Origin of the sequence: uncultured Castellaniella sp., from assembly GCF_937988725.1 — a bacterium.
Lineage (GTDB): Bacteria > Pseudomonadota > Gammaproteobacteria > Burkholderiales > Burkholderiaceae_B > Castellaniella.
On the sequence record NZ_CALKHS010000001.1, the window covers coordinates 56,004 to 71,001 of the forward strand.

The 14,998-nt window shown below is 67.7% G+C and carries 13 protein-coding genes; 1 reads left to right on the forward strand and 12 read right to left on the reverse strand.

Annotation, left to right across the window (positions count from 1 at the left end; all coding sequences use genetic code 11):
- Nucleotides 1–9: 9 nt before the first annotated feature.
- From Q0263_RS00270 to Q0263_RS00290, 5 genes are all read right to left on the reverse strand, one after another.
- A complete protein-coding gene (locus Q0263_RS00270; RefSeq protein ID WP_298012147.1) occupies nucleotides 10–873 on the reverse strand; it encodes an aldo/keto reductase in 864 nt (287 codons plus the stop codon).
- A gap of 126 nt (nucleotides 874–999) precedes the next feature.
- The gene (locus Q0263_RS00275; protein WP_298012150.1) at nucleotides 1,000–1,752 is read right to left on the reverse strand and encodes a TSUP family transporter; all 753 of its coding nucleotides are present in this window, start codon (nucleotides 1,750–1,752) and stop codon (nucleotides 1,000–1,002) included.
- 113 nt (nucleotides 1,753–1,865) lie between these two features.
- The gene (locus Q0263_RS00280; RefSeq protein WP_298012152.1) at nucleotides 1,866–2,891 is read right to left on the reverse strand and encodes a DctP family TRAP transporter solute-binding subunit; all 1,026 of its coding nucleotides are present in this window, start codon (nucleotides 2,889–2,891) and stop codon (nucleotides 1,866–1,868) included.
- 133 nt (nucleotides 2,892–3,024) lie between these two features.
- Nucleotides 3,025–4,323, reverse strand: a complete 1,299-nt coding sequence (locus Q0263_RS00285; RefSeq protein WP_298012155.1) for a TRAP transporter large permease — start codon at nucleotides 4,321–4,323, stop codon at nucleotides 3,025–3,027.
- Nucleotides 4,320–4,847: a TRAP transporter small permease gene (locus Q0263_RS00290; protein ID WP_298012158.1), complete on the reverse strand. Its 528-nt coding sequence runs from the start codon at nucleotides 4,845–4,847 to the stop codon at nucleotides 4,320–4,322. Before Q0263_RS00290 ends, Q0263_RS00285 begins: the two co-directional genes overlap by 4 nt.
- Before the next feature lie 299 nt (nucleotides 4,848–5,146).
- Between Q0263_RS00290 and ilvB the strand changes: the two genes are divergently transcribed.
- On the forward strand, nucleotides 5,147–6,901 hold the full coding sequence (gene ilvB / locus Q0263_RS00295) for a biosynthetic-type acetolactate synthase large subunit (RefSeq protein WP_298012522.1): 1,755 nt from the start codon (nucleotides 5,147–5,149) through the stop codon (nucleotides 6,899–6,901).
- Nucleotides 6,902–6,940: 39 nt separating this feature from the next.
- Here the strand turns inward: ilvB and Q0263_RS00300 are convergent, their stop codons facing one another.
- The 7 genes from Q0263_RS00300 to Q0263_RS00330 all read right to left on the reverse strand — a co-directional run bounded on the left by Q0263_RS00300 (nucleotide 6,941) and on the right by Q0263_RS00330 (nucleotide 14,975).
- Nucleotides 6,941–8,398, reverse strand: a complete 1,458-nt coding sequence (locus Q0263_RS00300; protein ID WP_298012160.1) for an aldehyde dehydrogenase family protein — start codon at nucleotides 8,396–8,398, stop codon at nucleotides 6,941–6,943.
- Nucleotides 8,399–8,474: 76 nt separating this feature from the next.
- Nucleotides 8,475–9,554: a tartrate dehydrogenase gene (locus Q0263_RS00305; protein ID WP_298012162.1), complete on the reverse strand. Its 1,080-nt coding sequence runs from the start codon at nucleotides 9,552–9,554 to the stop codon at nucleotides 8,475–8,477.
- 125 nt (nucleotides 9,555–9,679) lie between these two features.
- Nucleotides 9,680–10,474: a fumarylacetoacetate hydrolase family protein gene (locus Q0263_RS00310; RefSeq protein WP_298012164.1), complete on the reverse strand. Its 795-nt coding sequence runs from the start codon at nucleotides 10,472–10,474 to the stop codon at nucleotides 9,680–9,682.
- A gap of 59 nt (nucleotides 10,475–10,533) precedes the next feature.
- Nucleotides 10,534–11,943, reverse strand: coding sequence for an amidase (locus tag Q0263_RS00315; RefSeq protein WP_298012167.1), 1,410 nt, complete (start codon nucleotides 11,941–11,943; stop codon nucleotides 10,534–10,536).
- 16 nt (nucleotides 11,944–11,959) lie between these two features.
- A complete protein-coding gene (locus Q0263_RS00320; protein ID WP_298012170.1) occupies nucleotides 11,960–13,240 on the reverse strand; it encodes a TRAP transporter large permease in 1,281 nt (426 codons plus the stop codon).
- Nucleotides 13,241–13,254: 14 nt separating this feature from the next.
- Nucleotides 13,255–13,932: a TRAP transporter small permease gene (locus Q0263_RS00325; RefSeq protein ID WP_298012173.1), complete on the reverse strand. Its 678-nt coding sequence runs from the start codon at nucleotides 13,930–13,932 to the stop codon at nucleotides 13,255–13,257.
- Complete coding sequence (locus Q0263_RS00330) at nucleotides 13,932–14,975, reverse strand: TRAP transporter substrate-binding protein (protein ID WP_298012176.1); 1,044 nt, start codon at nucleotides 14,973–14,975, stop codon at nucleotides 13,932–13,934. Before Q0263_RS00330 ends, Q0263_RS00325 begins: the two co-directional genes overlap by 1 nt.
- Nucleotides 14,976–14,998 lie beyond the last annotated feature (23 nt).

The following is a 14,998-nucleotide window of genomic DNA, read 5'->3' on the forward strand; positions in this document are numbered from 1 at the left end:
AGGATGGAACTAGGCTGCCATACGCGTTAGCATCTCAAACTCAGCGTCACTGAGCGGAACCTGGGCGGCGCCCACGTTCTGAGCCAGATGTTCCGGGCTGCCGGTTCCCGGAATCGGCAGCATCACCGGGGACCGTTTCAGCAGCCAGGCCAGGGCGATGGCGCTGGTGGTGACGCCGTGATTTCGGGCGATGTCTTCCAGCTTGGATCCGGGACGGGCCAGCTTGCCCGCGTTCAGCGGATACCAGGGGATGAAACCGATGCCGTGTTCGGCGCAGTAGTCCAGCACGGCTTCGCTCTTGCGTTCGCCCAGGTTGTACTGGTTCTGGACGGTGGCGACGGGGAAATACTGTTGGGCTTCTTCGATGTCGGCCGGACGGACTTCGCTCAGGCCCACGTGGCGGATCAGGCCTTCCCGGCGCATGTCGGCGATCACCCGCAGCTGCGCCTGGCGCGATGCGCCGTGGTCCAGGCGGTGCAGCTGCCAGAGGTCGATGCGCTCCACGCCCAGCCGCCGCAGGCTCATCAGCACGCACTGGCGCAGATAGTCGGGGTCGCCCAGCGGCACCCATTTGTCGGGGCCATGGCGCAGCAGCCCGCCCTTGGTGGCGATCAGCAGGCCCTTGTAGGGATGCAGGGCTTCCCGGATCAGGTCCTCGCTGACGAACGGCCCGTAGCTGTCGGCCGTATCGATGAAATTCACCCCCAGTTCGGGCAGCCGCCGCAGGGTGGCCAGGGCGGCCGCCGGGTCCTTCGGCGCCCCCCAGATGCCGGGGCCGGTGATGCGCATCGCCCCATAGCCCAGGCGGTGGACGGGAATGTCGCCGCCAATCAGGAACGTGCCGGATGCTGCCGCATTGGGTGTCGTGGACATGGGAACCGCCTGATCATGAATCGTTTGCCGAAAAGATCATGATAGGACGGCGTCCGCGGAGATGCCAGGCCCGCTGGCGCGAGAATCCGCCCGAAACGGCGGGCGGCGCGAAGCCGCCATCCCGGTTCACTGTTCCAGGATCATTTTCACCGATACGACGACGGCCATCGTCACCATCAGGATGCGGATCAGCTGGTGCCCGCGCGTGACCGCCAGCCGGGCGCCGATCGTGCCGCCCACCCATTGCCCGGCCAGGATCGGCAGCCCGAAGGACCAGACGACGCTGCCGTGCAGGGAGAAGAAGACCAAGGCCGCCGAGTTGCTGCACAGGTTCAGCAGTTTGGCGTGGGCCGTGGCCTTGACCAGGTTCATGCCCAGCAGCGTGACCAGGGAAATCGCCAGGAATGTCCCGGTGCCCGGCCCGAAGAAGCCGTCGTAGAGCCCGATCAGCGGCGATAGCGTGGCGGCGTACAGCCCCATGCTGATGCGTTCGCTGCGGTCCTGGGCCCCGACCTTGGGGGACAGCAGGAAGTACAGGGCGAAACCGATCAGCAGGATGGGGATGATCTGCCTGAGCACGCTGCTGTCGATGCCGGTCAGGGCGATGCCGCCCACCAGGGATCCCAGGAACGCCCCCAGCATCATCCAGCGGCTGCGTTTCAGGTCGATCTGCCGCATGCGCAGGAAATGCAGCGTTGCGGCGGCCGCCGCGGCGATCCCGCCGACTTTGTTGGTGGCGATCGCCGCGCCCGGCGGCAGTCCCACGGCCAGCAGCGCCGGAATCGTGATCAGCCCGCCGCCGCCGGCGATGGCGTCGATGGTGCCGGCCAGCATGGCGATGAAGAACAGCAGGACAGCAACGTCGAAGGTGATTTCCATGATGGCCGGAAGAAGAACCCATGATCGGGCGGACACATCATACGCGTCTCTTCCGCCATCGTCCGCGTCGGCCCCGGCAAAATCTCAAGCCGCCGGGGCCGGCTCGGCGCGCATCAGCGCTTCGCGATGTCCGACTGCGCTTGCTTCACCATGTCCGGGCCGATCTGCTTGGCCCACTTGTCGAACACCGGCTGCGTCGCCTTCGCGAACACGCCGATCTGTTCCGGCGACAGCACCGTCACCTTCACCCCGTGGCTCTCGATGTCCTTCAGCAGGGAATCGTCCGTGTTGGTCACGCCTTTGCGGGCGATCACGATTTCCTTCTTGCCGGCTTCGATGGCGGCTTCGCGCACGATCTTCTGGTCTTCCGGCGACCAGGACGCCCAGACGTCCTTGTTCACCACGAACACCAGCGGATCGGCCACGTAGTTCCACAGGCTCAGGTACTTCTGGCCCACGTCGTACAGCTTGGCCCCCGCATAGATCGACAGCGGGTTCTCCTGGCCGTCCACCGCGCCGCTGGCCAGCGCCGGCTGGGCGTCGGCCCAGCTCATCTGCGTCGGGTTCGCGCCCAGCGCCGTGAACGTGTCGATGTACAGCGGGGAACCCACCACGCGCAACTTCATGCCCTTGATGTCGGCCGGCGTCTTGACCTCGCGCACCGAATTGGACAGCTGGCGGTAGCCGTTCTCGCCCCAGGCCAGCGGCACCACGCCCTTCTTCGACAGAATGTCGAACAGCTGCTCGCCGACCTTGCCCTGCGTCAGCGCGTCGATCGCCGGGTAGTCCGGCATCAGGAAGGGCAGGGAGAAGATGTTCAGTTCCTTCACCTGCGGGGACCAGTTGATCGTGGATCCGATGGCCATGTCGATCACGCCCTGGCGGATGGCGGTGAATTCGCGCGTCTGGTCGCCCTGCACCAGCGAAGTGCCCGGATAGACCTTGATGTTGATGCGCCCCTTGGTGCGCTCGCGCACCAGGTCGGACCAGATCACCGCTCCCTGGCCCCAGGGGAAATTCGTGCCCACCACGATGGACAGCTTGTATTCCGATTTGTAGTCGGCCGCCTGGGCCGGCAGCGTCGTGGCCAGGGCCGTGACGGCCAGGGCGGCGGCGCCGATCAGTCGTGTGAAATGCATGGTGTAGTCTCCTCTCCTGAAAAAAACCTGCGGTCCTTTCAGACCCCTCAAAATACAAAATATTCGTTTTTGCCGCGAGGCGGCATCACCCTCTCGCGCATCCCGGCGAGTTCCCGGCAGGCAAGAACAAAAATCAATACCCCAGAGAATGCGGCAACCACAACGCAATCTGCGGGAACAGCACGACCAGCACCAGCGAGCACAGCATGCCCCCCACCAGCCACAGCACCCACGGCACCGTGCTTTCCATCGGAATCCGGGCGATCTTGCTGGACACCATCAGATTGACCGCCACCGGCGGCGTGAACTGTCCCACCGCCACCATCAGCGTCAGCACCACTCCCAGCCAGACCAGATCCCACTGGAAGGCCATGGCCACCGGCTGGATCAGCGGCACGAAAATCAGGAAGATCGAAATGCCGTCCAGGAACATGCCCGCCACGATCAGCAGCAGGATCAGCAGCGTCAGCACCCCGTACTGCCCCAGGCCCGAATGCACGATGGCGTTGGTGATCGGATCGATGATCGACAGCGTCGACAGCGACCAGGCGAAGATCCCGGCCAGCGTCACGATCATCATGATGACGGCCGACAGTTCGCCGGCCTCGCGGAAGATCGGGAACAGATCGCGCCAGCTCATGGCGCGGTGGATGAATATGCCGATGAACAGCCCGTAGAACACGGCGACCACGGCCGCTTCCGTGGGCGTGAAATAGCCCATGCGCATGCCGCCCAGGATGATCACCGGGGCCGCCAGGCCGGGGATGGCCTCGAACAGGCTGCGCCAGAAGGGCGGACGGGGTTCCAGGCGGGCCGCCGCACCCATGTTGTGGCGCCGGGCCAGCCAGACGGAAGGGATGATCAGCCCGATGCCGGCCAGGATCCCGGGCAGCATGCCGGCGGCGAACAGCGCCGGGACCGACGCCTGCGGCACCAGCACCGAATACACGATCATGGCGATGGACGGCGGAATCAGGATGTCCGTCGCGGCGCCGGCCGCGACCACGCTGGCCGAATAGGCGGGCGGATAGCCGGCGCGGTTCATGGCGCCGATCATGATGGCGCCCACGGCGGCGGCGCAGGCCGGGCCGGACCCGGAGATCCCGCCCAGGAACATGGCCACGGTGATGGCCACGATGGCCAGCATGCCGGGGCCGTTGCCGGTGATCGATTGCGCCAGGCGCACCAGGCGAGCGGCCACGCCCGAGCGGTCGAAGATCGAGCCCACCAGCACGAACATGGGGATGGCCAGCAGCGGGTATTTGGCCAGCCCCGCGTAAAAGCTCTGCGAGACGGCCATCAGGCCGAACCAGTGGGTGTCCGGATTGGCCAGCGCGATGGCCAGCGTGCCGGCGCCGCCCAGGGCGATGCCCACCGGCACGCCCACCGCCATCAGCACGACGAACAGCGCGAACAGCAGTGAGGCGATCATCGGACGGCCCCCCAGGCGCGGCGCACCATGCCGGCCAGCCGCAGGGTGATGACGGCCGACAGGATCGGCAGCCACATGGAATACCACCAGGTCGGCACGCCGATGGCCGGCGACGTGTCGCCCCAGTTGAATTCATCCAGGGCCATGCGCCCCAGCAGGACGGTCAGGCCGATGAAGAACAGCAGGCAGATGCTGTCCGTGAGCAGCGCGAAGCGCCGCTGCCGGGCGGGCGAGCCGCCGTCGGCCAGCAGTTCGATGCGGATGTGCAGGCGGCGCACGAAGGCGGAAGACCCCGCGCTCATGGTCAGGACCACCAGCAGGAAGATGGAGATTTCCTCGGTCCAGGCGAAGGATTCGGAGGTCAGGTACCGCACGATCACGTTGGCCATCGTGATGCAGGCCAGGGCGGCCAGGCTGAGCACCGTCAGCCAGTCTTCGAAGCGCAGGGAAATCCGGGTGGTCGGGTCGGCCTGCGGGTTGCCGATCGGAACGGGGGACGGGTCGGGTACGTGATCGTCTGGCATGAAATCAGAGGGTGTGATGAAAGTCGAACAAGCCGCGGCGCTCGGCGGTGCGCCGCCTGGTTGTCTGGATCACAGAAACCTCTGCATCCTACAGCGGAATGGCGGGTTTGCCAGTCCGGGACATCCCGTGGTGCCGGAGTGTCGGAGACGGGGCGGGGCGGAATCGGCCCTGCCGTGCAGGGCCTAGAGTGTACAGAACCTGGGCGGGCGGCGGGAAATCGCATGAAAAGGGATACACTCGAAGATTGTTCCGGATTCTTCGTTCAGGCCCTCTCGTGAATGCCCCAAGCCCTGCGCCCTTGCGCGCCACCGCTCCCGTCCCCCGATCCACTGGCCGCAATGGCGCGGAAGTCCTGCTGGACACGCTGATCGCCCTGGGGGTGGACACGGTATTCGGCTACCCGGGCGGCGCGGTGCTGCCGCTCTACGACGCGTTGTATGCCGAGCCTCGCATCCGCCACGTGCTGGTGCGCCACGAACAGGCGGCCATGCATGCCGCCGAAGGCTATGCGCGGTCCACCGGGCGTCCGGGCGTGGTCTTCGTCACGTCGGGGCCGGGCATGTCCAACACCACCACCGGCCTGCTGGACGCCTTGTGCGATTCCATCCCCGTGTTGTGCATCAGCGGCCAGGTCGCCACCGGCGCCATCGGCACCGACGCCTTCCAGGAATGCGATGCGGTGGGCATTTCGCGCCCGGTCACCAAATGGAACGCCCAGGTGCGACGCATCGAGGACGTGGCCGATCTGGCGGCCAAGGCCTTGCGCCTGACGAAATCGGGGCGGCCGGGGCCGGTGCTGCTGGATTTCCCCAAGGACTTGCAGATGGCCCTGGTGCCGCCGGACAACATGGCGCCGGCGGTGGAACCCGAAGTCGGCGTGGAAACCCTGTCGCCCGCCGCGGAGGCCTCCATCAAGCGCGCCGCCGCTCTGATCGCCAAGGCCCGCCGGCCGGTGTTCTACGGCGGGGGCGGCCTGATCAATTCCGGCGTGGACGCCTGCCATGCTTTCCGGTCCCTGGTGCAGGAAACCGGGGCCCCCTGCACGCTGACCCTGATGGGGCTGGGCGCCTATCCGGCCGGCGATGCGCAGTTCCTGGGCATGCTGGGCATGCACGGCACGCTGCAGGCCAACCTGGCCATGCACCATGCCGACCTCATCATCTGCGTGGGGGCGCGGTTCGATGACCGCATCACCGGCCGCCTGTCCGACTTCTGCCCGCATGCCGACAAGATCCATCTGGACATCGATCCGGCTTCGATCAACAAGGTCGTGCGCGCCGACGTGGCGCTGGTGGGCGACTGCTATCCTTTGCTGCGCGCCCTGCACAAGGAACTGGGCCAGTATCCGCAGGAATCCGGCCGCCTGGACGAATGGTGGAAGCGCATCGGGGTGTGGCAGGCCCGCGACTGCCTGCGCGTCGAGCCGTCCGACGAGGTGATCCTGCCCCAGGACCTGATGCAGCGGGTCAACCGCCTGCTGGCGGGGCGCGACGCGGTCGTGTCCACCGACGTGGGCCAGCACCAGATGTGGGCGGCGCAGTACATCCAGCTGGACCACCCGAACCGCTGGCTGACTTCGGGCGGCGCGGGCACCATGGGCTACGGCCTGCCGGCCGCCATCGGGGCGCAGATCGCCCATCCCGACAAGCCCGTGGTCTGCATCAGCGGGGATGCCTCCGTGCTGATGAACATCCAGGAACTGGCCACCGCCATGCAGCACCATGCGCCGGTGAAGCTGGTCCTGTGCAACAACGGCCACATGGGCATGGTGCGCCAATGGCAGGAACTCATCCACGAGGGGCGCTACAGCCATAGCTACAACGCCTCGATTCCCGACTTCGTCGCCCTGGCCAAAGCCTTCGGCTGGGGCGCCGCGCGGGTGGACCATCCCCGCGACCTGGATGCCGCGCTGGCGGCCTGCATGGCCCACGACGGGCCGTATTTCCTGGATGTCGCCGTCGTGCCGCTGCAGAACTGCTTCCCCATGATGCCGGCCGGCTACGGGCATCAGCAGGTCATGCTGTCCGAAGACACCTGGTACGTCGAAGAATGAAGGCCGCGCCGCCGGCCCTCCGGCCGGCGGCGCCCCGATTCAGTCCGTGACGCCGTGGCGGATGGCGACGGTCTTCAGGGTGGTGAAACCCAGCAGGGCCTCGAAGCCCTTTTCCCGGCCGTAGCCGCTGGACTTGACCCCGCCGAAGGGCAGTTCCACCCCGCCGCCGGCGCCGTAATTGTTGATGAACACCTGGCCGCAGCGCAGTTGCCGCGCCAGCCGCAACTGGCGGGCGCCGTCGCGCGTCCAGACCCCCGCGACCAGGCCGTAGGACGTGCCGTTGGCCAGCGCCAGGGCCTCGGATTCCGTGCGGAAGGATTGCGCGATCAGGATCGGTCCGAAGATTTCTTCCTGCGCCAATGCGCTGTCCCGGGGCACGTCCCGGAACAGCACGGGGGCCTGGTAATAGCCCTGGGCCGGCGCGCCCGGCGCGACCTGGCCCCGGGCGGCCTCGGTCAGGCCCTCCGCCTGGGCGGCGGCCAGGATCTGGCGCACGCGCTCGAACTGCTTCTGGTTCACCAGCGGCCCCAGGTCGGGATCCATGGATGCCGGCCCCGCCCGCAGGCCGCGAAAGCGTTCCGCCAGGCGGGACAGCAGGGTCTCGTAGCAGCCTTCCTGCACCAGCAGGCGGCTGCCGGCGGAACAGGTCTGGCCGCTGTTCTGGATGATGGCGTTGACGATCACGGGCAGCGCGGCGTCCAGGTCCGCGTCGTCGAAGACGATCTGCGGCGATTTGCCGCCCAGTTCCAGAACGGCGGGGCAGTGGTGGCGGGCGGCGGCTTCCGCCACCCGCTGCCCGGTCACGGTGGATCCGGTGAACGAGATGTGGTGGATGCCGGGGTGGGCGCTGAGCGCGGCGCCCGCTTCGTGCCCGTAGCCGGTGACCACGTTCAGCGCCCCGGCCGGGAAGCCGACGCGGGCGGCCAGTTCCGCCAGGTACAGCGTGGACAGGCTGGCGTCTTCGGCGGGCTTCACCACGCAGGCGTTGCCGGCCGCCAGGGACGCCCCGACGCTGCGCCCGAAGATCTGCACGGGGTAGTTCCAGGGGATGATGTGGCCCGTCACGCCGTGGGGTTCGCGCACGGTCATGACCGTGTAGCCGGTCTCATAGGGCAGGGTGTCGCCGTGCAGCTTGTCGCAGGCTCCGGCGTAGAACTCGAAATAGCGGGCCAGGGCCAGCACGTCGTTGCGGGCCGTGTGCAGGGTCTTGCCCGTGTCCCGGGCCTCGATGCCGGCCAGTTCGTCGGCGTGTTCCAGGACGGCGCGGCCCCAGTCGGCCAGCAGCCGCCCCCGGTCGCGGGCGCAGGTGCGCGCCCAGGGGCCGTCCAGGCTGTCGCCCATGGCGGCGTGGGCTGCCTGCACCGCCTGGTCGATGTCGGCGGCCGTGCCGCGCGCAATCTGCTCGTAGGCCAGTCCGTCCGATGGATCGATGACCGGGATGGTTTGCCCGTCGGTGGCGGGAACTTGGCGATTGGCGATGAAGTGGTGGGCGGGCATGCGGTGTTCCGTGAAAGGAGGTTCGGATGCGCCAGCGGCGGCCCGGCGCAGGCCGGCCGACGCTGGCGCGGGGTGTTCAGGCCCCGTCGATGTGATCGGCAATCGCCTGGCCGACGTCGACGGTCTTGGCGTTGCCGCCCATGTCGGGGGTGCGCGGGCCTTCGGCCAGCACGGTTTCGATGGCCCGCATGATGGCCTGCGAGGCATCGCGGCAGGCGGGCTGCCCCTGGGCGAGATGGTCCAGCATCAGGGCGGCCGACCAGATCTGGCCGACGGGGTTGGCGATGCCGCGCCCGGCGATGTCCGGAGCCGAGCCGTGGACGGGTTCGAACAGCGACGGCCAGACGCGGTCGGGGTTCAGGTTGGCCGACGGCGCGATGCCGATGGTGCCGGTGCAGGCGGGGCCCAGATCCGACAGGATGTCGCCGAACAGGTTCGAGGCCACGATCACGTCGAAGCGGTCAGGGTGCTGCACCATGTGGGCGCAGAGGATGTCGATGTGGAATTTGTCCCAGCGGACCTGCGGGTATTCCTGGCCGATGGCGGCGACGCGTTCGTCCCAGAAGGGCATGGTGATGGAAATGCCGTTGGACTTGGTGGCCGCCGTCAGGTGGCGTTCCGGACGCGACGCCGCGAGTTCGAAGGCATAGCGCAGCACCCGGTCGGCGCCGAAGCGGCTGAAGACCGATTCCTGGATGGCGATCTCGCGGTCGGTGCCGGCGTACATGCGCCCGCCGGCATTGGAATATTCGCCTTCGGTGTTTTCGCGCACCACCAGGAAATCGATGTCGCCGGGGGCGCGGTTGGCCAGCGGGCTGGGCACGCCGCGCATCAGCCGGGCCGGCCGCAGATTGACGTACTGGTCGAACTCGCGGCGGATGGTGATGATGGATTCCCAGATGGCGACGTGGTCCGGCACCCGGTCTGGGGCGCCGACCGCGCCGAACAGGATCGCGTCGTGCTTGCCGATCCGGTCCTTCCAGTCGGCGGGCATCATCCGCCCGGTGCGTTCGTAGTGATCGCAGCCCCAGTCGAATGTGTCGAAGTTCAGGTCAAGCCGGAATCGCCGGGCCGCCGCTCGCAGGACTCGCAGGCCCTCGGCCATGACTTCCACCCCGATGCCGTCGCCGGGGATGACCGCGATTGTCTGAGTCATTTTCTGGATCACGAAAATCAACCAGCTTATGACTCTAGCGGATTTTCGGACCGCGCGGTAGTGCGGGGGCGGAGGCCCGGATGCGGCGCGCGCCGCACGGGCCTCCGATGCGAATCCCGCCGCGTTTACAGCTGCACTTGCGCCGAACCGATCCCTTCGAAGGTGACGAGCACGCGCTCGCCCGCCCGGGCTTCCAGGATCCCCACCCAGGTGCCGGTGGTGACGACGGTTCCCGCGGGCACGACCTGGCCGTGACGGGTGGCGTGGCGCAGCCAGGCGGGCAGGCACCAGGCGGGCGCTCCCATCGGGTGGGTGCCGCGCCGTTCGACCGCGGGCCGGTCGCCGATTTCCACGCGGCAGGTCTGTTGCGCCCAGTCGCGCGCCTGCCAGGGGCGCCATTCGCCCAGCACCAGGGCGCCGTGGCACTGCAGATCGGCCAGGCGCATGAGCGCGGGCGCCTGCATGCACTCCTGCCAGCGCGAATCCACGACCTCGATGGAGACGGTCATGGCGTCGATCAGGGCGCTCGCGCTGGTTTCGTCCAGCGTTTCGGCGGCGGCCTGGTCGACGTCCCGGCCCAGGCGCAGCGCCACTTCCGCCTCGATGCCCCGCTGATGGAAGGGGAACGCGCCCGCCGTGGCGGGACTGTTCCAGACGCCGGCCGGCGGCAGCGGCGCGTGCGTGAGAACGGCTTCGCGATTGGGGCCGCCCGATTTCCAGCAGGACGGGGTGTCGGCGCCGAACCAGTCGAGTTCCCGGGCGACGGCGGCCTGCACGGCATAGGCCTCGTCCGCCGTGGAAAGCGCGCCGTCGTATCCGCCGGCGGCGATGGTCCGGCCCTGGCGCCGCGCCAGGACCAGCGCGTCGATGACCGGTTGCAGGGATGCCTGGGAGGGCGTGGAAAGCAGTGTGGAGGACATGGGTGGGAATTCCGGGGTAGAGAAAAAAGGTGGGTTGAGTGACGCGATTCGCGTCTCCGTCAAAGGTCCGGCCAGCGATGCGCCCAGGGGGCGGCCGCTTCGTAGGCTTCGCCTAGATCCAGCAACTGGTCGTCGGCGCCGAAGCGCCCGATCATCTGGATGCCGATGGGCAGGCCGCCGGCCGAGGGCGCCACCGGGACGGCCAGCGCCGGCAGCCCGGCCGCGTTGACCCAGCCCGTGAAGACCGCATGTCCGCGCGGGCCGACCTCCCGGCCGTCGATGACGGGAGGGTAGGCTTCGCGGGCGGGCCAGGGCAGGGCGGCGGCGGCCGGTGTGACCAGTACATCGTACTGCTCGAATGCCCGTACGCAATCGCGCCGCAGCGTTTCGATGTCTTCCAGCACCGACCACAGGCGCGCCGCGCTTTGCCGCGCGCCCTGTTCGGCCAGATCGTGGTATTTCTTCGACGCCTGCGCGCGCCATTGCGGAAAGCGTTCGAACATGCGCGCCACGCCCACCTGTCCGATGATCGGCCAGGCCTGGCTCATGAACGTCAGATCCAGCGGCATGGCGCCTTCCGCGACATCGTGCCCCAGGCCGCCGAGCACGTCCATCGCGCGGCGGCAGTGATCGGCGATTTCCGGATCCACCGGCGCCCCGTCCAGGGTCGGCACGTACAGGACGCGCAGGGTCTTGCGGCGCGCCATCTGGCGGCTTGCCTCGGCGGCGCTCAGGGAGCTTCGGTCCGAGGCTCGCGGTCCGCGCAGCGCCTCGAACAGGGCGCGCGCGTCGGCCACCGTCCGGGCCAGCGGGCCCACGACTTCCAGGTCGAGCAGCAGCGAGGGCAGTCCCCCGCCGCGCGCGATGGAACCAATGGACGGCTTCAGCCCCACCAGTCCGCAGTGGGAGGCGGGCCGGCGGATGGACCCGCCGCCGTCGGTGCCCAGCGCGATCGGCGTCACGCCCGCCGCGACGCTCGCGACCGCGCCGCCGCTGGATCCGCCGGGCGTGAGCGCCGTGTTCCAGGGGTTGACCGTCGCGCCGAACAGCGGATTGTCGGTATAGCCTTCCAGCGCGAATTCCGGCAGGTTGGTCTTGCCGATGATCAGGGCGCCGGCTTCCCGCAGGCGCGCCACGGGCATTTCGTCGGCATCCGACCGGTGGTCCTTCAGCGCGGGAGAACCCCAGGTCGTCGGCTGATCGCCGGTCTGGATGTTGTCCTTGATGCTGACGGGAATGCCGTCCAGCGCCGACAGCGGCCGGCCCGCCGCGTGGCGTTCGGCGGACGCCTGCGCGTCGCGCAGCACGGCCTCGTCGCGGCGGGCGATGACGGCGTTGAGGCGGGGATTCACCGCGTCCAGGCGCTGCAGGCAGGCCCGGGCCGTTTCGGCCGGGGTCAGCGTGCCCTGGCGATATCGCCGGCTGAGCTCCGCCGCCGACAGATGCCAGATTTCGGACGGTTCGGTCATGTTTTCCTCCTGGTTTCTACATGTGCGCCGGCAGCCAGGTGGCCAGCCCCGGGACGGCCATCAGCAGCAGCGTGAACAGAATCATGATGACGGCGTACGGCACCGCGCCCCAGATCGCGTCCTGGATCCCGCCGTTGTCCGGGCGGATGCCATGGACGACGAACAGGTTCATGCCGACCGGCGGCGTGATCATGCCCAGTTCGCAGACCAGCACGATGAAGATGCCGTACCAGATGGGATCGATGCCCAGCGCCATCGCGATCGGATAGGTGATGGGAATCGTGGCCACCTGCATGGACAGCACGTCCATGAACATGCCCAGGATCAGATAGAACACCAGCAGCGCCAGGATCAGGCCGGTGGCGGAAAAGCCCAGGCCGACCACCCACTTGGTCATCGTCTCGGCCACGCCCGTCAGGCTGATGGTCAGGTTCAGGATGAAGGCGGCGACCATGATCAGCAGGATCATGCCGCTGATGCGCGCGCTGGAAATGAAGCAGTTGCGCAGCAGCTCCCAGCTCATCTTGCCCGATTGCCACACGAAGAACAGCGCGGCCATGACGCCGAGCGCGGCGCTTTCGGTGGTCGTGGCGATCCCGAGGTACAGGCTGCCCATGACCACGCCGAACACGATGGCGGGCGGAATGAAGTGTCGCAGCAGGCGGATGCGTTCGCCCAGGGGCACCTTTTCCTCGCGCATGGTTTCCTTGTTCCACAGCGCCGATCCGGCGATGTAGAGCATGAAGCACAAGGTCAGCAGGATGCCGGGGATGATGCCGGCGATGAACAGCTTGCCGATGGAATTGCTGGTGAGCGATCCGTAGACGATCATGTTCAGGCTGGGCGGAATGAGAATGCCCAGCGTGCCGCCGGCGGCCAGCGAGCCCAGCGAGGACCGCATGGAGTAGCCCCGCGCCTGGAGCGAGGGCAGCGCGACTGTGCCCACCGTGGCGGCCGTGGCCACCGAAGACCCCGACGTCGCGGCGAACAGGGCGCTGCTGCCGATGTTGGTGTGCAGCAGGCCGCCGGGCAGGCGGCCCAGCCAGGCCGCCAGCGTGGTGTACATGCGGTCCGCGATCCCGGAGCGCAGCAGCAGTTCGCCCAGCAGCACGAACAGCGGGATGCAGGTGAGCAGGTTGTCGTTCTGGACGCCCCACACCACGGGCGCGATGGAATCCAGGAACGGCGCGCCGTAGGCGGCGATGCCCCCCACGATGCCCACCGCGGCCATGGACGTGACAATGGGCAGGCCCAGCAGCATCATGGCCAGCATGGCGCCGAATCCTAGTGCAATCATGGCAATACTCATGATCAGGCCTCCTGCTGGCGCTTGGCCAGATCGTCCAGTTCTTCTTTCACTTCTTCCTTCACGCTCTTGGGCGAGAACTCGCGCAGCAGATTCGCCTCGTCGCCCGACAGCAGCATCCGGAGCGCGCGCAGGCCGTATGCCGTGGCGATGGCGGCGAACGCCCCCAGCGAGATGAGCCAGACCGTCTGCGGATAGACCAGCGGGGTGGCCCAGGGCGTGGGCGCGGTGCTGCCGTAGGATGTGGTGTCGATCAGCACCTGGATCGCGTTCCAGCCGATGAAAAGGCCGAAGGCGGCCAGGCTGATGATGGAGAAGGCGTTGAGCCAGGCCTGCATGCGCTTGGGAAAGCAGTCCTGGAAGACGTCGACGCGGATGTGGGCGCGGCCGATCAGGGCAAGACTGAAGGCCAGCGTGGAACCGACGGCCAGCGCGTAGCCCCCCAGCTCGTCCGCTCCCTGGAGCGAGAAGTTGAAGACCTTTCTGGAGATGGTCTCGACGGTCACGATCACGGACAGCGCCAGGAAGATGACCCCGAACAGCGTGCCGAGCACGGTCTCGACGCGCTCCATGCGCAGGGCGTGCCGCTGGGGGGCGGCCTGGCCGGCCGGCCGCCCCTCCGCGGGACCGCTGCGGTCCGTGGCCACGAATCGCGGCAGGTTCTTGGAGGGGGCGGCGCTCATCATTTGATCCCCACAACCGGGCCGACGGCCGTTTTCCAGCGTTCGACGCAACCCTTGTTGACCTTGTCGCAGACTTCGGTCCAGGCGGGCAGCGACACCTTGGTGACCGCGTCCTTCAGCAGCGCCCGGTCGGCGTCGGAGATCGGCACGTCAACCAGCTTGTATTTCTTGCCGGTTTCGCAGGCCCGGCCGGCGTTGCAGTTGACCGCGTCCTTGAACAGCGTTTCGGAATAGACCCAGATGTTGTTCGTCAACTCGGTCACCGCCTTTTGCAGCGTCGCCTGCTGGTCCGGAGACAGCTTCTTCCAGGCCTTCAGGGTGATGGCGTAGCCGTTGACGGCCATCTGGAAACCGATCGCCAGCTGGTGCGTGGAGACTTCGGGCCAGCCGGACGAATTGGCGGAACTGGGGCCCGTGATGGCGCAGTCGACGACACCCAGCGACAGGGACTGGTGCGTGTCGGCGAATGAGATCGGCACGGGCGTGCCGCCGATGGTGTCGATGAACTTGGCCAGGTTCTGGTCGTACACGCGGACCTTCAGCCCCTTGATGTCCGCCAGCCCCTTGATGGGCTTGTTGCAGAACAGGATCTGCGGCCCGAAGGGGAAGGCGCCCAGCAGTTTGACGCCGAACTGCTTCTGCAGCCGTTCGTCGGCCTGAGGGAAGAAGGCGTCCACGACCTTGCGCGCAGTGGCGTAGTCGGGGTTCAGGCCCACCAGATCGAATCCCAGCAGCGTCGGCTCGTCGCGCGCGTTCTGGGGAAAGCGCAGCGAGGCGAGCTCGAACAGGCCGGATTTCAGCACCCGCAGCTCTTCGGTGTCTTTGACGCCCAGCGTGTCGATGGGCTTGTAGTCCATCTCGACGGGCAATCCGGTGGTTTTCCCGAAATTCTCAAAGAATGGCTGCTCTTGCTTCGACTGGATCAGGCCGGTGGCCAGCGGCTGGCCGATGACCCGGAACTTCAGGGCTTCCGCGGCGGAGGCCCCCGCGCAAAGCCCGGCCACCAGCGCGGCCGTCACCATGATGCGTGCATGTGCTTTCATTGTTTTGTCTCCTCGAGGGAATG